The organism is Caulobacter sp. GW821-FHT11A05 (assembly GCF_058809015.1).
This window is the reverse complement of the sequence record NZ_JBXASF010000014.1, coordinates 1-20,926: the sequence shown is the minus strand read 5'-3', so window position 1 is coordinate 20,926 and position 20,926 is coordinate 1. Positions and strand designations below refer to the sequence as shown.

At 69.0% G+C, this 20,926-nt stretch carries 20 protein-coding genes; 7 read left to right on the top strand and 13 right to left on the bottom strand.

The annotated features are described in order from the left end of the window. Positions 1-6: 6 nt before the first annotated feature. The gene (locus tag AC1RSK_RS18330) at positions 7-843 is read right to left on the bottom strand and encodes a hypothetical protein (RefSeq protein ID WP_492909049.1); all 837 of its coding nucleotides are present in this window, start codon (positions 841-843) and stop codon (positions 7-9) included. Positions 844-987: 144 nt separating this feature from the next. Here AC1RSK_RS18330 and AC1RSK_RS18325 point away from each other — a divergent pair, with 144 nt between their 5' ends. From AC1RSK_RS18325 to AC1RSK_RS18295, 7 genes are all read left to right on the top strand, one after another. Further along, a complete protein-coding gene (locus AC1RSK_RS18325; RefSeq protein WP_487299702.1) occupies positions 988-1,269 on the top strand; it encodes an integration host factor subunit beta in 282 nt (93 codons plus the stop codon). Positions 1,270-1,292: 23 nt separating this feature from the next. After that, on the top strand, positions 1,293-1,796 hold the full coding sequence (gene mscL, locus AC1RSK_RS18320; RefSeq protein WP_492909048.1) for a large-conductance mechanosensitive channel protein MscL: 504 nt from the start codon (positions 1,293-1,295) through the stop codon (positions 1,794-1,796). 192 nt (positions 1,797-1,988) lie between these two features. After that, positions 1,989-2,642 carry a phosphoribosylanthranilate isomerase gene (locus tag AC1RSK_RS18315; RefSeq protein WP_492909047.1) on the top strand — a complete coding sequence of 218 codons (654 nt, stop codon included), beginning with the start codon at positions 1,989-1,991 and terminating at the stop codon, positions 2,640-2,642. A 7-nt stretch (positions 2,643-2,649) separates the two neighbouring features. Further along, positions 2,650-3,870, top strand: coding sequence for a tryptophan synthase subunit beta (trpB, locus tag AC1RSK_RS18310; protein ID WP_492909046.1), 1,221 nt, complete (start codon positions 2,650-2,652; stop codon positions 3,868-3,870). Continuing rightward, positions 3,867-4,700: a tryptophan synthase subunit alpha gene (trpA, locus tag AC1RSK_RS18305; protein ID WP_492909045.1), complete on the top strand. Its 834-nt coding sequence runs from the start codon at positions 3,867-3,869 to the stop codon at positions 4,698-4,700. Before trpB ends, trpA begins: the two co-directional genes overlap by 4 nt. A 13-nt stretch (positions 4,701-4,713) precedes the next feature. Next, positions 4,714-5,640 carry an acetyl-CoA carboxylase carboxyltransferase subunit beta gene (locus AC1RSK_RS18300; RefSeq protein ID WP_492909044.1) on the top strand — a complete coding sequence of 309 codons (927 nt, stop codon included), beginning with the start codon at positions 4,714-4,716 and terminating at the stop codon, positions 5,638-5,640. Between the two features lie 148 nt (positions 5,641-5,788). Next, on the top strand, positions 5,789-7,099 hold the full coding sequence (locus AC1RSK_RS18295; protein ID WP_492909043.1) for a bifunctional folylpolyglutamate synthase/dihydrofolate synthase: 1,311 nt from the start codon (positions 5,789-5,791) through the stop codon (positions 7,097-7,099). Here AC1RSK_RS18295 and AC1RSK_RS18290 read toward each other — a convergent pair. From AC1RSK_RS18290 to infB, 12 genes are all read right to left on the bottom strand, one after another. Continuing rightward, positions 7,096-7,707 carry a TetR/AcrR family transcriptional regulator gene (locus AC1RSK_RS18290; RefSeq protein WP_492909042.1) on the bottom strand — a complete coding sequence of 204 codons (612 nt, stop codon included), beginning with the start codon at positions 7,705-7,707 and terminating at the stop codon, positions 7,096-7,098. The two genes, AC1RSK_RS18295 and AC1RSK_RS18290, sit on opposite strands and share 4 nt — an antisense overlap. A gap of 347 nt (positions 7,708-8,054) precedes the next feature. After that, entirely contained in the window at positions 8,055-10,205 is a 2,151-nt protein-coding gene (pnp, locus tag AC1RSK_RS18285) for a polyribonucleotide nucleotidyltransferase (RefSeq protein WP_492909041.1), read from the bottom strand. A 235-nt stretch (positions 10,206-10,440) separates the two neighbouring features. Beyond that, entirely contained in the window at positions 10,441-10,716 is a 276-nt protein-coding gene (gene rpsO, locus AC1RSK_RS18280; protein ID WP_487299693.1) for a 30S ribosomal protein S15, read from the bottom strand. Positions 10,717-10,730: 14 nt separating this feature from the next. Next, the gene (truB, locus tag AC1RSK_RS18275; RefSeq protein WP_492909040.1) at positions 10,731-11,663 is read right to left on the bottom strand and encodes a tRNA pseudouridine(55) synthase TruB; all 933 of its coding nucleotides are present in this window, start codon (positions 11,661-11,663) and stop codon (positions 10,731-10,733) included. Then, positions 11,663-12,097 carry a 30S ribosome-binding factor RbfA gene (gene rbfA, locus AC1RSK_RS18270; protein ID WP_492909039.1) on the bottom strand — a complete coding sequence of 145 codons (435 nt, stop codon included), beginning with the start codon at positions 12,095-12,097 and terminating at the stop codon, positions 11,663-11,665. Before rbfA ends, truB begins: the two co-directional genes overlap by 1 nt. An 82-nt stretch (positions 12,098-12,179) precedes the next feature. Next, positions 12,180-12,968 carry a dienelactone hydrolase family protein gene (locus AC1RSK_RS18265; protein ID WP_492909038.1) on the bottom strand — a complete coding sequence of 263 codons (789 nt, stop codon included), beginning with the start codon at positions 12,966-12,968 and terminating at the stop codon, positions 12,180-12,182. A gap of 33 nt (positions 12,969-13,001) precedes the next feature. After that, a complete protein-coding gene (locus AC1RSK_RS18260) occupies positions 13,002-15,626 on the bottom strand; it encodes a glucokinase (protein WP_492909037.1) in 2,625 nt (874 codons plus the stop codon). A 169-nt stretch (positions 15,627-15,795) separates the two neighbouring features. Then, on the bottom strand, positions 15,796-16,362 hold the full coding sequence (locus tag AC1RSK_RS18255; RefSeq protein WP_492909036.1) for a hypothetical protein: 567 nt from the start codon (positions 16,360-16,362) through the stop codon (positions 15,796-15,798). Positions 16,363-16,373: 11 nt separating this feature from the next. Further along, entirely contained in the window at positions 16,374-16,904 is a 531-nt protein-coding gene (locus tag AC1RSK_RS18250) for a DUF2939 domain-containing protein (RefSeq protein WP_492909035.1), read from the bottom strand. Between the two features lie 65 nt (positions 16,905-16,969). Continuing rightward, complete coding sequence (locus tag AC1RSK_RS18245) at positions 16,970-17,419, bottom strand: hypothetical protein (protein WP_492909034.1); 450 nt, start codon at positions 17,417-17,419, stop codon at positions 16,970-16,972. Between the two features lie 513 nt (positions 17,420-17,932). Further along, positions 17,933-18,364 carry a hypothetical protein gene (locus AC1RSK_RS18240; RefSeq protein WP_492909033.1) on the bottom strand — a complete coding sequence of 144 codons (432 nt, stop codon included), beginning with the start codon at positions 18,362-18,364 and terminating at the stop codon, positions 17,933-17,935. Positions 18,365-18,439: 75 nt separating this feature from the next. Further along, a partial coding sequence (infB, locus tag AC1RSK_RS18235; protein ID WP_492909032.1) for a translation initiation factor IF-2 occupies positions 18,440-20,926 on the bottom strand: 2,487 nt, incomplete at its 5' end.

Genomic DNA, 20,926 nt, shown 5'->3' with positions numbered 1-20,926 from the left:
CTCCTTCTAGTCCACCAAGACGTATCGCGGCGGCCGGGGCGACCCGGCCGCCGCTTTCGTTTCGACCATCAGGTTTTCGCCGCCGGGCTGGATGTCGAGGCTGGCCCAGCTGGCCCCGGCCCCGCGAACGGCGTTGAGGCCGATGACCGAACGGACGCCATGGATCAGCACGCCCGGGCCGATCGCCCGCAGCATCGCCACCCGGCGCCGCATCTCGGTCTCGTCGTCGGCCAGCTCAAGATCGTCGGTCTCAAGGGTCGCGCCGTTGAAGCCGCAACCCTCCAGGGCGCGCACCAGCCTCGGCTGCAGCGGGGTGCGGGCCAGCACGCCGCGGAAGATGGGCTTCAGGCCGCCGACCACCTCGCGCACCGCGGTCTGGGGTGCGCCCTGCTCAAGGCCGACCACCTCGCAGATGGCCAGCACGCCGTGCTCGATCTGGCCGGCGGCGACGCGCCGCAGCAGCTTGCGCCGCGATTTCTCGGCCCGCAGGGTGCTCCAGCTGACCGGCAGCACCAGCAGCGGCGGCCGCTCGCCGGCGACCGGCGGGCCGGCGGCGGCGAAGGCGGCGTCGAGAACGGCGAGGTCGACCCGTTCGGCGTCGACGGTGTTGAGGTTGGCCAGGGCCACCCGCCGTTTGTCGCCGCCGGCCTCGACCAGGCCGTAGCACAGGGCCCGGCCGCGCAGCCCCCCCTCCTTCAGGTCGGCGGCCGGCCGCAGCCGCCCGTCAACGATCAGGTCCATGCCGACCGAGGCGGCCAGACGTACGCGCACACGCGGTCCGCGCATGGCCTCCAGGCCGGCGCTGTCGGGCGGCGGCGTTCGCGCCTCGGGAGAATGCTGCATGTTTAAGCGCCCGTACTCGCCTTGAGCCTAGTCAGGCAGGCTTGATCCCGCTTTAACGCCCGCAAATTTCACGCAACCCCTTGAAGACTCAAGGTGAGTTGGGCAAAGGTCGCGTCGCCGACAGGCGGGGATACCGGGGATACCATGATCAAGTCCGAGCTGATCGCCAGTCTGGCGGCGGAAAATCCGCACCTGACCCAGCGCGATGTCGAACGCGTGGTCGGCGTCATCCTGGAAAAGATGATCGCGGCGCTGGAAGACGGCGGTCGCGTCGAGCTGCGCGGCTTCGGGGCCTTTTCGGTGCGTTCACGCCCGGCCCGCTCGGGGCGCAATCCGCGCACCGGCGAAACCGTGGACGTGCGAGCCAAACATGTGCCCTTCTTCAAGAGCGGCAAGGAACTGCGGGCCCGGCTGAACGCCGACTGACCCGCGAGCAGCGGAGTCCAGTCATGGGTGTGGTCAGCGAATTCCGGCAGTTCATCTCGCGCGGCAACGTCATCGACCTGGCGGTCGGCGTCATCATCGGCGCGGCCTTCGGCAAGATCGTCACCGTACTGGTCGATGGTGTCATCATGCCGCCGATCGGGCTGATCCTCGGCAAGGTCGATTTCTCCGCCCTGAAAATCGTCCTGGCCCCCGCCGACGCCGCGACCAAGACCGCCGAGGTGGCCATCGCCTACGGCGCCTTCATCAACACCCTCATCCAGTTCGTCATCGTCGCCTTCGCGGTGTTCCTGCTGGTCAAGCTGGTCAACGCCGCGCGACGGAAAGAGGCCGAAGGCCCTGCCCCCAGCGCACCGCCGGCCCCGACGCCGAGCGAGGAACTGCTGACCGAGATCCGCGACCTGCTGGCGGCGCAGAAGGTCGCCCCGCCGGCGGCGAAGGTGGTTCCGGTCAAGGCGGTGGTCCGCAAGCCAGCGGCGAAGAAGCCTGCCGCCCTGAAGAAGACGTGACCCCTCTCCCGCTTGCCGGGAGAAGGTGGCCCCCGTAGGGGGTCGGATGAGGGCAGCACCGCCCCTTGAAGGTTTCGAAGAAGCAGGTTGACCGTGCCGCGTCAGAACGTGAGTCCTCGCCAACCGCTGGCGCTGCCCTCATCCGTCGGCTTCGCCGCCACCTTCTCCCGGCAAGCGGGAGAAGGATAACCCATGGCCGGCGCCAAGATATGCGGGCTTTCAACCCCCGAAACCGTCGAGGCCGCCATGGCCGGCGGCGCGGCCTGGCTGGGCCTCAATTTCTTCGAGAAGAGCCCGCGCTACGTCTCGCCTGAGCTCGCCGGCCGGCTGGCCGTCCAGGCCCGCCGCGGTGGCCCCCGCCGCCCGCCGTCCCTGGTGGCGGTGACGGTCGACCCCTCCGACGCCCTGCTCGACGACATCGCCCAGGCCATGCGGCCGGACTTCATCCAGCTGCACGGCGACGAGACCCCCGCCCGCGCGCAGGCCATCCGCGCCCGCACCGGCGTCGGCATCATCAAGGTGCTGTCCGTCTCCGACGCCTCCGATATCGCGCGAGCCGACAAGTGGGACGGCCTCGCCGATCACCTGATGTTCGACGCCCGGCCGCCCAAGGGCAGCGACCTGCCCGGCGGCATGGGAGCCCGCTTCGACTGGACCCTGCTGGCCGGCAAGCGCTACGCCCGGCCGCACTTCCTGGCCGGCGGCCTCGACCCGTGGAATGTGAAAGAGGCGCTGACCCTCTCAAACGCCCCGATTGCGGACGTTTCCTCTGGCGTGGAGCGGGGCCGGGGGATAAAGGACAGCGCCTTGATCAAGGCCTTCCTCGACGCCGTCCGCAGCCTGTGAGCCCGACTTGAACGCCCCACCTAGACCTAACGATTGGAACGCGCTGCCCGACGCGCGCGGCAAGTTCGGCGAGTTTGGGGGCCTCTATGTCGCCGAGACCCTGATGCCGCTGGTGCTGGACCTGGGCGAGGCCTACGCCGCCGCCAAGGCCGACCCCGGCTACCAGGCCGAGCTGGCCTGGTTCCACAAGCACTACACCGGCCGCCCCAGCCCGCTGTATTTCGCCGAGCGGCTGACCACCTACTACGGCGGCGCGAAAATCTACTTCAAGCGCGACGAGCTCAATCACACCGGCAGCCACAAGATCAACAATGCGCTGGGCCAGATCCTGCTGGCCCGCCGCATGGGCAAGACCCGGATCATCGCCGAGACCGGGGCCGGCCAGCACGGGGTGGCCACCGCCACCGTCTGCGCCCGCTTCGGCCTGCCCTGCGTCGTCTACATGGGCGCGACCGACGTCGAGCGGCAGAAGCCCAACGTCTTCCGCATGAACCTGCTCGGCGCCGAAGTGCGCCCCGTCACCTCCGGCACCGGCACCCTCAAGGACGCCATGAACGAGGCGATGCGCGACTGGGTCACGAACGTCGAGGATACCTACTACCTGATCGGCACCGCCGCCGGGCCGCACCCCTATCCGGCCATGGTCCGCGACTTCCAGTCGATCATCGGCCATGAGGCCCGTGAGCAGATTCTGGCTCAGGAAGGCCGCCTGCCCGACGCGGTGGTCGCCTGCATCGGCGGCGGCTCCAACGCCATCGGCCTGTTCCACCCCTTCCTGGCCGACGAGGGCGTCCGGCTGATCGGCGTCGAGGCGGCCGGCCACGGCATCGAGACCGGCCAGCATGCCGCCTCGCTGACCGGCGGCCGCCCCGGCGTCCTGCACGGCAACAAGACCTACCTCTTGCAGGACGACGACGGCCAGATCATCGACGCCCACTCGATCAGCGCCGGCCTCGACTATCCGGGCATCGGGCCCGAGCACAGCTTCCTGCACGAGACCGGCCGGGCCGAATACGTCAGCGCCACCGACAAGGAGGCCCTGGCCGCCTTCCAGCTGTGCGCCGAGCAGGAGGGGATCATCCCGGCCCTGGAACCGGCTCACGCCCTGGCCCGGGTCGGCGACCTGGCCAAGGAACTGGGCAAGGACGGCGTCATCGTGATGAACATGTGCGGCCGTGGCGACAAGGACATCTTCACCGTCGCCGAAGCCCTGGGGCGGACGATTTGAGCAATACCCGTATCGACAAGCGCTTCGCGGCCCTCGCCGACGAGGGGCGCGCCGCTTTCGTCGCCTATGTCATGGGCGGCGATCCCGACTATGCGACCTCGCTGGAGATCCTCAAGGGTCTGCCCGGGGCCGGTGTCGACCTGATCGAGGTCGGCTTCGCCTTCTCCGACCCGATGGCCGAAGGGCCGCCGATCCAGCGCGCCGCGCTGCGGGCCCTGAAGGCCGGCATGACCCTGAACCGGACCCTCGAGCTGATCGCCGAGTTCCGCAAGGGCGACAGCGACACCCCCATCGTGCTGATGGGCTACCTCAACCCGCTGTTCAACGCCGGCTATGAGGCCTTCGCGGCCCGGGCGGCCGACGCCGGGGTCGATGGCCTGATCTGTGTCGACTGTCCGCCCGAAGAGGCCGACGAGCTGACCGACGCCCTGGAAGCCAACGGCCTGTCGCTGATCCGGCTGACCGCCCCGACCACCGACGACAAGCGCCTGCCGGCCGTGGTCAAGCGCACTTCCGGCTTCGTCTACTACGTCTCGGTGGCGGGCGTGACCGGGGTGAAGTCGGCTGACGCGGCCGACGTCGCGCCGGCGGTGGCGCGGGTCAAGGCGGCCTCCGGCCTGCCGGTCGCCGTGGGCTTTGGCATCCGCACGCCCGAGCAGGCCGCGGCGGTGGCCAGGGTGGCCGACGGCGTCGTTGTCGGCTCCGCCTTCGTCGACGCCATCCAGGACGCCTTGGAGGGCGGGACGAACGAAAACGTGACCAAAAGCGTTCTTTCCAAAGCCGAGGCATTGGCGAAAGCTGTGCAGTCGGCGAGAGTCGGTCAGGCTTGAGGCTTCAAAGACGATGGCTATGGCAGAATCCAAGGGCGACAAGCCCACCCGTCCCCCCGCATCCGGCAAGGAGCGCAGCGGCGGCTGGCTGAGCAGGATCGCCCCCGGGGTTCGCGGGGCCTTCGCCAAGCGCGAGACGCCCGAGAACCTGTGGGTCAAATGCCCCGACACCGGCGAGATGATCTATCGCCCGGACCTGGAGGCCGCCCTGTGGGTGACGCCGGCCGGCCGACATATGCGGATCGGCTCCAAGCAGCGGTTCCAGTACACCTTCGACGGCGGCGTCTATGAGGCCCTGCCGACGCCCGAGGTCCCCGAAGACCCGCTGAAGTTCTTCGACGGCAAGCCCTATCCCGAACGCCTGGCCGCCGCCCGCAAGGCGACCGGCGCACCGGACGCCGTGGCCATCGCCGCCGGCAAGATCCGTGATGTGTCGGCCGTGGTGCTGGTGCAGGACTTCGCCTTCATGGGCGGGTCGCTCGGCATGGCCGCCGGCGAGGCCTTCATCGCCGCGGCCCGCGAAGCCATCAAGCGCCAGTGCCCGCTGGTCGCCTTCACCGCCGCCGGTGGCGCGCGGATGCAGGAAGGCACGCTCTCCCTCATGCAGATGGCCCGCACGACGCTGGCGATCCAGGAGCTGAAGGCGGCCAAGCTGCCCTACATCGTGGTGCTGACCGACCCGACCACGGGCGGGGTCACCGCCAGCTACGCCATGCTGGGCGACATCCACCTGGCCGAGCCCGGCGCCCTGATCGGCTTCGCCGGTCCCCGGGTGATCGAACAGACCATCCGCGAGACCCTGCCGCCGGGCTTCCAGCGTTCGGAGTATCTGGTCGAGAAGGGCATGGTCGACCGGGTCGTGCCGCGCGGCGAACTGCCGGCCATCCTCGGCAGCCTGATGGGCACCCTGATGATGGGACGGGCGCGCAAGGCGGCTTAGTCACCCTCGTCCACCGATCGTTCCCGCGAAGGCGGGAATCCATGCGTCGGGAAGGCTTGCGACAGATGTCAGTGGACTACGTCTGGCTTCCGCCTCGGCTGAAGCATCGCTTGGATTCCCGCCTTCGCGGGAATGATCGGTGTTTGGGATGACCGACCACCTGCTCCCCCACGACGCCGCCCTCGAACGCCTCAGGCTCCTGCACCCAAAGCTGATCGACCTGTCGCTCGGCCGTATGCGGCGGCTGTGCGCCGCTCTGGGCGACCCTCAGCGGCGTTTCCCGCCGGTGGTGCATGTGGCCGGCACCAATGGCAAGGGCTCCACTGTCGCCTTCCTGCGGGCCATGGCCGAGGCGGCGGGGATGCGGGTGCATGTCTTCACCTCGCCGCATCTGGTGCGCTTCGCCGAACGCATCCGCCTGGCCGGCAGCCTGATCACCGACGAGCACCTGGCCGCCGTGCTGGAGACGGTGGAGACCGCCAACGCCGGCGAGCCGATCACCTTCTTCGAGATCACCACTGCCGCCGCCTTCCAGGCCTTCAGCGAGGTTCCGGCCGACCTCATCCTGCTGGAGGTCGGCCTCGGCGGCGCCCTGGACGCCACCAACGTCATCGAGCATCCGGCCGTCAGCGTCATCTGCCCGGTCGACCACGACCACCGCGAGTTCCTCGGCGACTCCATCACCGCCATCGCCGGCGAGAAGGCCGGCATCATCAAGCGCGGCCGCCCCGTCGTGGTTGGTTGGCAGGGCGAGGAGGCCTTCGGGGTCATCGAGGCTCGGGCCCGGGTCCTGGGCAGCCCCCTGACCGCCATGGGGCGCGACGTCGATGCCTATGCCCAGGGCGGCCGGCTGACGGTGCAGGCCGAGGACCGGCTGCTCGACCTGCCGATGCCGTCGCTGCCGGGTCCGCACCAGATCGCCAACGCCGGCGTCGCCGCCATCGCCGCCCTGCAACTTCACTGGCCGGAAGAGGCCATTGCCAAGGGCGTCGAGACCGCCCGCTGGCCGGCCCGCATGCAGCGGCTCACCGCCGGCCCGCTGGCGGCCCGCGCCCGCGCCGCCTCCACCGACCTCTGGCTCGACGGCGGCCACAACGCCCATGCGGCCCGCGCCCTAGCCGACGCGCTTGGCGCCCTCAAGGGCCGCGACGGCCGGGAGACGGTGCTGATCTGCGGCCTGCTGGCCAACAAGGACGCCGAGGGCTTCTTCGACGCCTTCCGGAGCCTGAACCCACGCGTCATCGCCACTGCCTTCAACGCCGAGACGGCCAGCCCACCGGAGCGGCTGGTCTCCGCCGCCCGCGCCGCCGGCCTGAAGGCCAGCGCGGCCACGGACGTCGAGGCGGCCCTGGAACAGGCGCTGGCCGTCGAGGGGCCGCCGCCCCGGGTGATGATCTGTGGCTCGCTCTACCTGGCCGGCGAGGTGCTGGCGCTGAGCCGCGAGACCTGGCCCGACTAGATCAGCACAAAATCCCCCGCCGCCGCCGGCGGGACCTTAAGCCCTCCGATCAGGGCCCGCAGCGCCAGCCGGTAGCCCGGGAAGTTCTCGCGGTCGGCGGTCAGAGCCACCCGGTCGAACAGCGCCGCCAAGAGGTCGGCCAGCGGGCCAATCGGCAGCTCCGGCACGATACCCGCCGCCACGATCTGGCGCAGGCCGGTCTCCAGCCGGCCCTTGAGGTGCTGCGCCCGCACCGCCTCCATCCGCTCGGCCCCGAGCACCGACGGCCCTTCGATCAGCAGGATGCGCCGCCGGCCGGGCTCGGCCATGGCCACGACATAGGCCTCGCCGCCGAGGATCAGCTGCTCGACCGGGTCGGGATTGGCCAGGGCCGCCTTGGCCATCCGCTGGCCAACGTCGGCCTGCTCGGCGTTGACCACCCCGGCGAAGACGGCGGCCTTGTCCGGGAAGTGGTGGTACATCGCCCCCCGCGTCACCTTGGCGGCGGCGACGATGGCCGGGGTCGAGGACGCCGCGTAGCCCTTCTCGGCGAACAGATTGCGGGCGGCCCAGAGGATGCGGCCCCGCGTCTCACGGGTGCGCTGGGCGTTGGGGCGGCGTTCGGGCATGGAAAGAAAGATACAGATTGCCTGTTTGTGGGCAAGGGTTGTTGCGGCTTTGCGAGATTCGCTCTCCGCCCTCTGGGCGGAGGACGGTTCGGAGCGTGAGCGACGGACCAGGAGGCGGGCCCACCGGGGTTTGAAGGCTAGCGCGTTCCCTTACACGCCGTTGGCGGCTTTTACCCGTCACATCCGCCGGTGGAAGTCCCGCCTCGGTTTCGCTCGCTTGCAGCGCTCGCGAAAGCCACTCCGCCCCAAGGGCGGAGAGCGATGCCCCCTTCGGCCGGCTTCTATCCTCACAACGAAAAAGGGCGGCTCTTGCGAGCCGCCCTTTCCGTAAGCTGTGGAGACGCGTCTTACGTGGTGACGGCGTCTTCCGGTTCGACCGCTTCCTTCTTGGAGAGGTCTTCGCCGGTTTCCTGGTCGACGATCTTCATCGACAGCTTGGTCTTGCCGCGATCGTCGAAGCCGATGAGCTTGACCTTGACCATCTGGCCTTCTTGCAGAACGTCGGCGGGGCGGGCCACGCGTTCGTTGCTGATCTGGCTGACGTGGACCAGGCCGTCCTTGGCGCCGAAGAAGTTCACGAAGGCGCCGAAGTCGACGACCTTGACGACCTTGCCGTTGTAGATCGCGCCGACTTCCGGCTCCGAGGCGATCGACTTGATCCAGTCGCGGGCGGCGTCGATCTTGGACTGCTCGGAAGCAGCGATCTTGATCGTGCCGTCGTCACCGATGTCGACCTTGGCGCCGGTGGTGGCGACGATCTCGCGGATCACCTTGCCGCCGGTGCCGATCACTTCACGGATCTTGTCCGCGGCGATCTTCATGGTCTCGATCTTCGGCGCGTACTCGCCCAGCTCTTCGCGGGGCGCGTCCATGGCCTTGTTCATCTCGCCGAGGATGTGATCACGGCCTTCCTTCGCCTGGGCGAGGGCCTGCTTCATGATCTCGATGGTGATCCCGGAGATCTTGATGTCCATCTGCAGCGAGGTGATGCCATCGCTGGTGCCGGCCACCTTGAAGTCCATGTCGCCGAGATGATCCTCGTCGCCCAGGATGTCGGAGAGAACGGCGAAGCCGTCGCTTTCCAGGATCAGGCCCATGGCGATGCCCGAGACCGGACGGATCAGCGGAACGCCCGCGTCCATCATGGCCAGCGAGGAGCCGCAGACCGTGGCCATCGAGGACGAGCCGTTCGACTCGGTGATCTCGGAGACCAGGCGGATGGTGTAGGGGAAGTCTTCCTTCGACGGCAGCATCGGGCGCAGGGCGCGCCAGGCCAGCTTGCCGTGGCCGATTTCGCGGCGGCCGGGGCTGCCCATCCGACCGGTCTCACCGACCGAGTAGGGAGGGAAGTTGTAGTGCAGCAGGAAGCTTTCCTTGTAGGTGCCTTCCAGGGCGTCGATGAACTGCTCGTCGTCGCCGGTGCCGAGGGTCGCGACCACGAGGGCCTGGGTCTCGCCGCGGGTGAACAGGGCCGAGCCGTGCGTGCGCGGCAGGATGCCGACTTCACCGAGGATCGGGCGAACCGTCCGGACGTCACGGCCGTCGATGCGCAGGCCGGTGTCGAGGATGGCGCGACGCACGACGTCGGCTTCCAGTTCCTTGAACACGCCGGCCAGCTTCAGCGGGTCATGGCCTTCCGGATTGGCTTCGCTCTTGCCGAGGGCCGCGATGGCCTTCTTCTTGGCGGCGCCGATCGCTTCGTAGCGGTCCTGCTTCTTCTGGATCTTGTAGCCGGCGATGATGTCTTCGCCGACCAGGGGCTTCATCGCCGCCTTGATGGCGTCGGTGTCTTCCGGCTCGAAGTCGAAGGCGTCCTTGGCGGCGTGCTCGGCCAGGTCGATGATGCCCTGGATGACCGGCTGCATGCCGTCGTGGGCGAACTGGATGCCGCCCAGAACGGTGGCTTCGTCCAGTTCCTGGATTTCCGATTCAACCATCATCACGGCGTCGGCGGTGCCGGCCACGACGAGGTCCATCTTGCTGTCCTTCAGCTCGTCAGCCGTCGGGTTCAGGATGTAACCGCCGTCGACATAGGCGACGCGGGCGGCGGCGATCGGGCCCATGAAGGGGGCGCCGGAGATGACCAGGGCGGCCGAGGCGGCGACCATGGCGATGATGTCGGGGTCGTTCTCGAGGTCATGCTGCAGCACGGTGCAGACAACCTGGACTTCGTTCTTGAAGCCCTTGACGAACAGCGGGCGGATCGGACGGTCGATCAGGCGGGAAACCAGGGTTTCCTTTTCCGACGGACGGCCTTCGCGCTTGAAGAAGCCGCCGGGGATCTTGCCGGCCGCGAAGGTCTTTTCCTGATAGTTGACGGTCAGGGGGAAGAAGTCCTGGCCGGGCTTTTGCGTCTTGGCGAAGACGGCGGTGGCCAGGACGACGGTTTCGCCCATGGTGGCCAGAACGGCGCCATCAGCCTGACGGGCGATGCGGCCGGTTTCGAGGGTGATGGACTTGCCGCCCCACTCGATGGTTTTGCGTCGAATCTCGAACATTTTGAGGAGTCTTTCTTCTCTCAATCCCACCAGGCGTATTCCTTGGCGGGGGTGGACAGGGATGGAGCCCAGCGGGCGATTTCCTCTCCGGTGTCAGGTCCGGTGAAGCCTCATGGCCTCTTGCGGATAATGTGGGGGGAACCCCCGACGCCGACCCCCAGGACCTGAGAGGGATGGGCGGATATGCGAAGAGGCGGAGCCCTGTGAAACCAGGACTCCGCCTCTGGAACTCTAGTTAGTGCTGACGACGCAGGCCGAGCTTGGCGATGAGGGCTTCGTAACGGGCCTCATCCGACTTCTTCAGGTGGCCCAGCAGCGACCGGCGCTGCGAAACCATCTGCAGAAGGCCACGACGGCTGTGGTTGTCCTTCTTGTGACCCTTGAAGTGCTCGGTCAGGTTGGCGATGCGCTCGGAGAGGATCGCGACCTGGACTTCGGCGCTGCCGGTGTCGCCCGGGGTGCGGGCATGTTCGGTGATCAGAGCGGCTTTGCGCTCGGGCGTGATCGACATCGGATTTCTCCAGCTCAGGTGAGTTGAAAAACACGCACCGGATTGAGCGATCCCGCACGCATCTCGGCCAGGGCCACGAGCCTCTCTCCGTCCATTGCGCAAACCGTCCGCGACCCGCCCGAAAGCTGATCACGCAAGGCTTCCACCTGTCGCGGAAGGAGGACGATGGATCGTCCCTGAGCCAACCGGAATGCGTCTTCGGCGGTAACGGCCAGCGCCGGGATGTCGTCCAGCGCGGTCGAGACCGGAAGGAGAGCCTCCGGAAGCGCGGCCTTATGGCCTAAATTTTCCAACATTTCCAGTGTTATCGCGGTTTCTTCCCCAAAGGGGCCGACCCGGGTGCGGCGCAGCTGGCTGACGTGGGCGCAGGCCCCCAGGGCGAGGGCCAGATCGCGGGCCACGGCGCGGACGTAGGTGCCCTTGCCGCAGTCCATTTCCAGCTCGACGTGGTCGGCGTCGGGGACGGAGACGATGCGCAGGTCGTGGATGGTCACCTGCCGGCCGGCCAGCTCGAACTCGACGCCGTCGCGAGCCAGGTCATAGGCCCGCTCGCCGTCGACCTTGATGGCCGAGTAGTTGGGCGGGATCTGCGTCACCTCGCCGATGAACTGGCCAAGCTGGGCCTCGACCTCATCGCGGGTCGGGCGGACGTCGGACTCGGCGGTGGTCTCGCCCTCGCGGTCGAAGGTGGCGGTGGTGCGGCCCCACTCCAGCGTGAAGCGGTAGGTCTTGTCGGCGTCGACCAGGAAGCTGACGGTCTTGGTGGCTTCACCGAGCGCGATCGGCAGGATGCCGGTGGCCAGCGGGTCCAGCGTGCCGGCGTGGCCCGCCTTCTGGGCGGTGAACAGCCAGCGGACCTTGCCGACGGCCTGGGTCGAGCCGAGATCATAGGGCTTGTCGAGATTGACCCAGCCGCTGACCGGCAGGCCCTTCTTGCGGCGGGCCACTACTCGTCGTCCCCGGCGCCTTCATTGTGGATGTCGGCCTGGACGCGCGGGTTGGTGAACAGCCTGTCCATCGCGGCGGCGGAATTGAAGCTGTCGTCGTGGAAGAACTTCAGGTCCGGCGTGAACTTCATGTCGATGGTCCGGGCCAGGCGGCCGCGAATGAACTTGGAGGCGCGGTTGAGGGCGGCGACGATCTCGCTCGTCCCCTGGCCGGTAACGCCGGCGCCGAGAGGCTCGACGAAGCAGATGGCGTGCTTGAGGTCCGGGCTCATCCGCACTTCCGAGACGGTCAGGGAGACGCCGGCGAGGGCGGGCTCGGCCAGGGCCTCATCGCGCAGCACCTCGACCAGGGCGTGACGGATCAGTTCGCCGGCGCGCAGCTGGCGTTGGCTGGGACCGGTCTCGCGGCCCTTGGTCTTCGGATTGCGGCTCATCGTATCCAACTTGCGTCCGGCGAGGGATCGAACCTCGGCTGCGGCGGGGAGCGGGGCTTCTAATGCCGCGAGGCGCCCGAGTCTAGGCGTCCAGCCGCTGGTGGAAGAATTCGATGGTCCTGGCCTCGGCGGCGGCGGTGGGCCCGCTGTTGGTCAGATGGACAGTCAGCACCGAGTGCGGGGGCCGGCCCGTGCCCTGCTTGCCCTCCTTCGGATCGATACGGTGGACCTCGAAGCGGGCCTTGCCGAAAGTCTCCTCCAGGGCGTCCATCCGCGCCATCGGCACGAAGCCGTCGTCGTGGAAGGCCAGGCCGATGCCCGACAGGTCCTCTTCCTCGAAACGGCGCCTGGCACAGGCGATCTCGGCGGCCGAGCAGTCGATCCTGGCCGCGCCCTTCTTGCCGAGCGGCAGGGAGGGTTGGCTGACCACCGGGGCGACCACGGCCGGCTCGGTCATCATCGCCAGGGCGAAGCCGCCGGTGAAGCACATGCCCAGGGCCCCGACGCCCTTGCCGCCGCATTCCTTGTGGGCCTTGCGGGCCAGGGCCCGCAGCCAGTCGACGATGGGGCTGGAGCGATCGTTGGCCCAGACATTGAACTCGCGCCGGACGCAGATGTTGAGCAGAATCTCGGTCAGGCCGTAGCCGCCGCTGATCGGCTTGCCCGGCTTGCCGAACAGGCTGGGCAGGAAGACGGTGAAGCCGGCCGCGACGACCTTTTCCGCATAGGCGACGACCAGCGGATGCAGGCCGGGCACCTCATGGATGATGATCACCGCCGGCCCGGCGCCCTTGCGAAACACCGTCCGCGTCCAGCGTCCGTCGTCGAAGCGGGATTCGTGCCAGCTCGCCAGTACGTCCTTGTCGGCCATGGTCCGCCCTCCCGCTGAGCCTGGGATGCGATATCACAGATCGCCGACAGGTTGGCTTTTGAGACTGTCCGGCGGCGGCCGACAGGCGTCGGCCAGGGCCTCCAGCAGGGCGGCGATCTGGATCGGCTTGGCGACGCAGCCGTCCATGCCCGCGGCCAGGTAGGTGGTCGTCTGGTGGGTCATGACATTGGCGGTCAGGGCGACAATCGGCGTGCGGGCCCGGCCGGTTTCGCCTTCCAGCAGCCGGATCCGCCGGGCGGCGGTGGGGCCGTCCATGACCGGCATCTGGACGTCCATCAGGATGACGTCCCAGCGCTCCCGCTCCCAGGCGTCGACCGCCTGCTGCCCATTGTCGACTACCGTCAGATCGGCGCCGATCTGTCCCAGGATGGTCTTGAGGACCAGCTGGTTGACGGTGTTGTCCTCGGCGGCCAGGACCTTGACGGTCATGGTCGTGGCGGCCCCCGGGGCGGAAATCTTCGCCGCCGCGCCCACCTCGCCGCCCAGGCGGGTCAAGGGCAGATCCACCTGGAATGAGGTTCCCTGGCCCAGCTCGCTGCGGACCTCGATGGTCCCGCCCATCATCTGGGTCAGCTCGCGGCAGATGGCCAGGCCCAGGCCCGTGCCGCCGTAGCTGCGGGTGGTGGAGACGTCGGCCTGGACGAATTTCTCGAACAGGGCCTCCAGCCGGTCGGCCGGAATGCCGATGCCGGTGTCGGAGACGGTGAGCCTCAAGGCGTCCTCGACCCGGTCAGCGACCACCCGGACCTCGCCGCTAGCGGTGAACTTCAGGGCGTTGGAGATCAGGTTGTAGGCGATCTGGCGGACGCGGGTCGGGTCGCCCAGATAGCGGCCCAGGGCGCGGGGCTCGATCCGCAGGGAGAAGGACAGGCCCTTGCCGTGGGCCAGGCTGGTGAAGCTGGAATTGGCGCCCTGCAGCAGCTGGCCGATGTCGAATTCCACCTGCTCCAGGTCCAGCTTGCCGGCCTCGATCTTCGACAGGTCCAGCACGTCGTTGAGGATGGCCAGCAGGGCCTCGCCCGATTGGCGGATGACGTCCAGCCGCTCGGCCTGGGCCGGCGAGAGGGCTTCATGGGCCATGGCCTGGGCCATGCCGAGCACGCCGTTCAGGGGGGTGCGAATCTCGTGGCTCATGGTCGCCAGGAAGGCGGTCTTGGCGTGGCTGGCGTCGTCGGCCTGTTGCTTGGCGGTCCGCAGGTCGAGGGTCAGGGCCTCCAGCTCCACGGCGCGGCGGCGCGACAGGGTGATGTCCAGGGCGGTGAACACCCAGCCGCCGGAGGGGACCGGCCGCGCCTCGTCCCGCAGCACCCGCCCGCCCAGGGCCGTGCGTTCGGCGGTGAAGGCCTGACCGGCAGCCAGGCTGTCCAGGACGGCGGCGGCGTCCTGCGGCCGCCAGTCGTGACCCTCGGCCAGGGCCTCGAAACAGGGCCGGATCGGGCGACCCGGCGCCCGCAGGTCCCGCCGCACCGACGAACCCTCCCAATAGCGGTCGTTGGTCAGCACGATCCGCAAGGCGGCGTCCAGGACCAGCAGGCCGCAGCCGGCGCCGTCCAGCAGGGTGGCGATCAGGTCGGCCGGCTGGGCCCTGGCGATCTTCGCCGGCGCCCTGGCGGCCGGGGCCGGCGACGGCGCGCCGCGTTCGGCCTGCCGCTTCAGCGCCAACTGGCGGGCGACGCCGTTCAGCACGCTGCTGCGGGAGACCACCGCCCAGGTCGGCAGGGCGGCGACCACGGCCGAGAGCCGCCCCTTGCTCTCGAAGCGGGCCCGGAAGGTGCTGGCGCCGATCAGCTCGGCCGCCTCCTGGACGAAGCGGCCGGCCAGGAAGACGCCGCGGTTGGCCCCCACCGCCAGGGCCACGTCACCGGCGAAGGCGCCGAGGATGTCGAGGAAGCAGTGGACCGCCTTCTGGCACAGGGGGTCGGCCCCATCCCGCGCCTGGAGCATGATCTCCAGCGGCGACCAGGCCTCCGCCCGGCCGCGCTCCCGCGCCGCCATCACCGAATAGATATCCGCCAGCCCGGGCCAGGAGATCACCCGCTCGTAGGAGACCCGGCCCCAGGTCGGCGTCAACCGCTGCAGCAGCTCGATCTCCAGGGCGTTGTTGGGGGCGAAGGCCATGTGGCCGCCCTCGGTGTCGATGACCTGGCAGCCGCTCTCGCTGATCTCCACCGCCGAGACCCCGAGGCCGAAATCGGGGCTGACGATGGCGTAGCGGCCGGGCGGCAGGGGCGACGGCGGGATGGACGACCCGCCGATGGACAGGGTGTCGCCGGCCCCCAGCCACTCGAGCGACAGGGCGGTGGCCGCCGCCTCGTTGATGGCCGTCACGGTCTCGAAGCCGAAGGCGGCGCGCAGGTCCTCCACGGAGAAGGACCAGCCGGACTGGGTGATGACGAACCGCTCGGTATTGACCGGCGCCGCGACCGCCAGGCCGAGGGTTGTGGGGGCCGGCCGGTCCAGGGAGGCCAGATAGGCCGCGAAGGCCTCCACCGCACCCCGGTGCTGCGATACGGCCAGTTCGGCGGTGTGGGAGAACAGCGGGCGGTCGCCCTCGACCTGGCTGAGCAGGGCGAACCGGCAGGCCTGAGGACCGATGTCGGCGACCAGGGCGGTTGCGAACAGCTCGCCGGTGGCCATGCTGATCTCCTGGCGGACTATGCCCGGCTTCCTCGGCGCCACCAGCGATCTGACGCCGCCGGTTGAACGATGTTCAGCCTAAGGATAGCGCTAACATCGTCAAGGTCCATGAGGTTGCGCCGGGGCAGTCATACCACCCCAGGGGGCCGCAGGCGACAGCCGCGAGGCGTCAGCTGCCGTCCGGCCGGCCGTAGGTCGGCTTGGTCACCGCCGCCCGGGTGTTGCCGCCCTTGGGCCGGGGCATCTGCCATTCGCCGCGCCAGGTGAAATCCATGGCGGCGCACAGCTTGACGCCGCCGGCCCCGTCGTCGCCGAAGGCGTGAACCCGCAGGGGCTTGCGGGTGTAGACCGGCCCGACGGCCAGCCAGCCCTTGGTCGAACCGGGGCAGAAGGCGGCGATCATCACCTTGCCCTCGGCCTTGGCTGGATCGATCTCGTAGAGCTCGCCCTTGCCGGCCTCGGGACCCATCAGGCCGTCGAGCTGGCGATTGACGCCTGAGTCGTGCGAGGCCTTGGGCACCACGCCCACCGGCACGGCGGTGGCGCGGACCGCCAGGATGTTGGTGCGGAAATACTGGCGGGTGAAGACGAAGGTCAGGCCGGCGCCGGTCAGCCGGCGGGCTTCCGATGAAGCGCTGTCGAAGGTCACCATCCGCTTTTCGGCGGCCTGGGCCGGGACCGCGAAGCCGGCGAGGGAAACGGCCGCCACAGCGGTCAGGCAAAGGATACGAAGCATACAGTTGGGTCCTATCGACGCTTGCCGCGCAGGTCGGCGATGTCGCCCTCGAACCCCGAGAGCTTCCAGACCCCGTCCGTGCGCGTGAAGATCAGCACGCAAGGCCCATCCTTGGATTTTGTGGCGCAAACACGGCCGTCGGGCAGGGCTTTCAGAGAACCGGCGATGGCCACCTGTCCAGGGATCGGCTGGCCGGGCTTGTAGCCGTACTGATAGGCCACGCTGCGGAAGGTCGAGGGCTGGATCAGCGCCTTGTCGGCGGCCTCGGCCAGGTAGGGGGCGGCCAGGGCCCCGAGCGCCCGCAGGTTCTCGTCCCCGGTCGCCTTCTGGGCCTCGCCGACCAGCCGGTGCTCGATGGAGGCCTTGAGGGCCTGGCGATCGACATGGGCGTTGAAGGCGGCCTTGTCGTTGTCACGGATGGCGATCAGCAGGGCGTGGACGTCGCCGGCCGCGTCCAGCCGCGTGGCGGTGGCGCAGGCGCTCAACGAGGCGCTCAGGATGGCCACCAGGCCGATCAGGGTCGTTACGCGAAACAGGCGCATGCGGTCGTCTCCGGCCGGGAAGCGTCGAACAGACTTCAGGCTTTTCCGCGACGAAGCGGTGGCGGTCAACGTTTTGCGTATCTCGCCGCGAACAGGGCGATGATCAGCCCGACCATCACGTTAGCCAGAACGCCCAGGATGAAGGTCAGGTCCACCGGCGGCTGCGGCCTCGGTCCGATGGCCGACAGCGGCACGACGACATAGGTCATCACCCCATAGATGATCAGCCCGAACAGCGCCCCGCAGATCACCGGCTGCCGCGTCAGGATCGTGACGCGCCGGGCCGCCAGGACGTAGAGGGCCGCGCAGACCAGGGTGATCAGGAAGTGGCTGGCCGCCCCGACGGCGACCATGTCCCAGCCGCCCTTCATCGCCGCCTTGCCATACCAGCCGCGGGCGATCGACTTGAAGACGGTATCGACGGGGATTTTCCAGATCAGGGCGGCGGCGGCGATGTCGGCGGCGCCGGAAACAAGGCCGCCCCAGAGGATGGCGGGCAAGGCGCGATTGGTCATGGTCTGAAACTCCCCCACGTCGGGCGCTGGCGGCTCGATTAAGCCAGTTCAGCACAGCCCGGGCTGGTTGGCGATGGATCAGACGCCCGCGGCCGCTATCGAAGCGCCAGACCCATTATACCGCCGCTCGTAGGGCCAACAAAAATGCGGCGTCGCTCGAAAGCCGCGAAAAACGGGCGAAACGCCATGGCCCGTTGGCTTTGGCGTAGGTCCGGGGCGTGTGGCTGTAGCCTGGGGCGTTGGTCGGAGCGTTGGTCGATCGGCGGGGTTTGTTGGTCGAAAGCGCGCCGCCGCGACCAACGCCTTGGAACAGGTCCCGGCCGACGGCCGTCAGGGCCGGTGAATATGTCTAGACATATTCCACAAGCAATTGAAAAAATGGTATTTTTTATCCTTTGGACTGCGGCGGCGTGGCCGTAGTGGGTCCAGGCCGGCGCCCTGGCCGACCATGTCGGCATCGCGCGTTGCTGGCTCGCTGGCGTCAGAACACTGCGTAGGTCGGTTGGCGATAAATCAGTCGCAGGTCGAGGTCCGTGGCTCGACCAGGGTGAAAACGAAATCCACTCGCACTGGCGGGTCGTTCGGCCGCGAGGGGATGTCCAGCTGCGGCACGGTGCGCATCGCCCAGCCCTCGAAGCCGTAGTGGCCAGGGCTCACCGACGCCACGACACAATGGGCCGGCCCGTCGGCGGGCCGGCTGCAGAGCAGGCTGGTCTTACCGCCAAGACCCTGCCGGATCGCCCGGCCCACGTACTGCCCGTGCCCGGTCTCGACAACCGGTTCGGCCAGGGCTGGCCGGCCCTCCAACGTCGCCACGCCCTCGATCCGCCCCTCGGTCTTCAGCGCGCACCAGCCGTGCATCATCGGGATCACCTGCGGCTCGCGGGCGCAGGCGCCGACGGTGAGCGCGACCAGCATCGCGGCGACGATCCATCGGCCCGGCATCGATCCCCCCAAAAGCAAAAGGCGCGAACCCTGCGGTCCGCGCCTTTCGACTTTCCCAGAAAGCAGAGCCGTTCGCTACAGCGAGCGCGCCACTTCCTCGACCGTGAAGCATTCGATCTCGTCGCCTTCGCGGATGTCCTGGAAGCCGGCGAAGGCCATGCCGCACTCCATGCCGTTGGTGACTTCCGCCACCTCGTCCTTGAAGCGCTTGAGGGTCTGCAGGGTGCCCAGTTCGAGAACCACGATGTTGTCGCGGACGATCCGGACCTTGGCGCCCCGACGCACGACACCTTCGGTGACGCGGCAACCGGCGACGCGGCCGACCTTCGAGATGTCGAAGGCCTGCAGCACCCGGGCGTTGCCCAGGAAGGTTTCCCGCTGGATCGGCGAGAGCATCCCCGACATGACGCCTTTGATGTCGTCGATCAGGTCGTAGATGATCGCGTAGTAACGGATCTCGACGCCTTCACGCTCGGCCAGGGCCCGCGCCTGGGCCGAGGCCCGGACGTTGAAGCCGATGATCGGGGCGCCGGCGCCCTTGGCCAGCTGCACGTCGCTTTCGCTGATCGCACCGGCCCCTTGCAGGATGATCCGGGCGCGAACCTCGTCAGTGCCCAGCTTGTCCAGTGAGCCGACGATGGCTTCGACCGAACCCTGCACGTCGCCCTTGATGACCAGCGGCAGTTCGCTGACCTTCTTGGCCGAGAGCTTGGCCATCATGTCGGCGAGGCTGGCCCCGGCGACGCCGCCGACGGCCGACTTCTCGCGCTTCACGCGGTTGCGGTATTCGGTCAGCTCGCGGGCGCGGGCTTCGTTTTCCACCACGGCGAAGGCTTCACCCGGAGACGGCGTCGAGTCGAGGCCGAGAATCTCGACCGGGGTCGAGGGGCCGGCTTCGGTCAGCTGTTCGTTGCGCTCGTTGAGCAGGGCGCGAACCCGGCCGTAGGAGGCCCCGGCGACGACGATGTCGCCGCGCTTCAGGGTGCCGCGCTTGACCAGCACGGTGGAGACCGCGCCGCGACCCTTGTCCAGCTTGGCCTCGATGACCACGCCCTCGGCGGTGCGCTCGGGGTTGGCCTTGAGGTCGAGCAGTTCGGCCTGGATCAGGATGTTCTCGATCAGATTGTCGAGGCCCTGGCGGGTCTTGGCCGAGACCTCGACGATCTGGGTGTCGCCACCCAGGCTTTCGACGACGATCTCATGCTGCAGGAGCTCGTTGATCACCCGGGTCGGGTCGGCGCCGTCCTTGTCCATCTTGTTGACCGCCACGATGATCGGCACGTTCGCCGCCTTCGCATGCTGGATGGCCTCGATGGTCTGGGGCATGACGCCGTCGTCGGCGGCCACCACCAGCACGACGATGTCGGTGATGTTGGCGCCGCGGGCCCGCATGGCGCTGAACGCCGCGTGGCCAGGGGTGTCGAGGAAGGTGACGCGATCGCCGCTTTCCAGGCGAACCTGGTAGGCGCCGATGTGCTGGGTGATGCCGCCGGCTTCGCCCGCCGCCACGTCGGTGGTGCGCAGGGCGTCGAGCAGGCTGGTCTTGCCGTGGTCGACGTGACCCATGATGGTCACCACCGGGGGACGGGTCTCCTGATGGTCGTCGTGGTCCTCGGCGGCCAGGAAGCCTTCTTCGACGTCGGCTTCGGAGACGCGGCGGACGGTGTTGCCGAACTCGGTCGCCACCAGTTCAGCGGTGTCGCTGTCGATGACGTCGTTGATCTTCAGCATCACGCCCTGGCGCATCAGCATCTTGATGATGTCGACGCCGCGCACGGCCATCCGGTTGGACAGCTCCTGAACGGTGATGACGTCGGGGATGACCACTTCACGGGCCGCGCGGGCCTGTTCGGCGGCGCCGCCACGGCGCTTTTCCTTTTCGCGTTCGCGAGCCCGGCGGACCGAGGCCAGCGAGCGCATGCGCTCGACGGCGCCCTCGTCGTCACCGGCCACGGCCTGGATGGTCAGGCGGCCTTCGCGGCGCTTGGGCTCACCCTTGGTGCGGGAAACCGCCTTGCCGGGACCGGCGCCCGGGCCACCGGGGCCGCGGCGACGATCGTCGTCCTCGTCCGGACGGCGGTCGGGCAGCGCGCCGCCGGGCCGCGGGGCCGAGCGGGTGGCGCGGGTGACTTCCGGCGTCGCCGGAGCCTCGGCGGCCAGGCCGGCGCCGGGGCGCGGACCACGCGGCGCGCCGGGACGGGCCGGGGCCGGACGCGGAGCCAGGGCCGAGTAGCGGACGGTCTGCTGCGGACGGTCGCCGCCACGGTTGTCGCCACCGCGCGGATCGCGGTTGTCGGGGCGCGGGGCGTCGCTGCGCGGACGGTCGGCGTCCGGGCGCGGGGCGCGCTGGTTGAAGGTGGTCGCATCCGGCCGCGGCGTGCGCTGGTTGAAATTGCCGGTCTGGGCCGGCGGCCGGTAGGTGGTGGTGCTGGAGCGGTCGTCGCGGCGATCGCGGGACGGCTCGTAGGTGCGGGTCTGGCCGGCCGAAGGCTGCGCGGAGGGCGCGCCCGGACGGGGGGCCTGGGGCGCGGGAGCCGCCGGGCGCGGCGCGGCGGCCTGAGG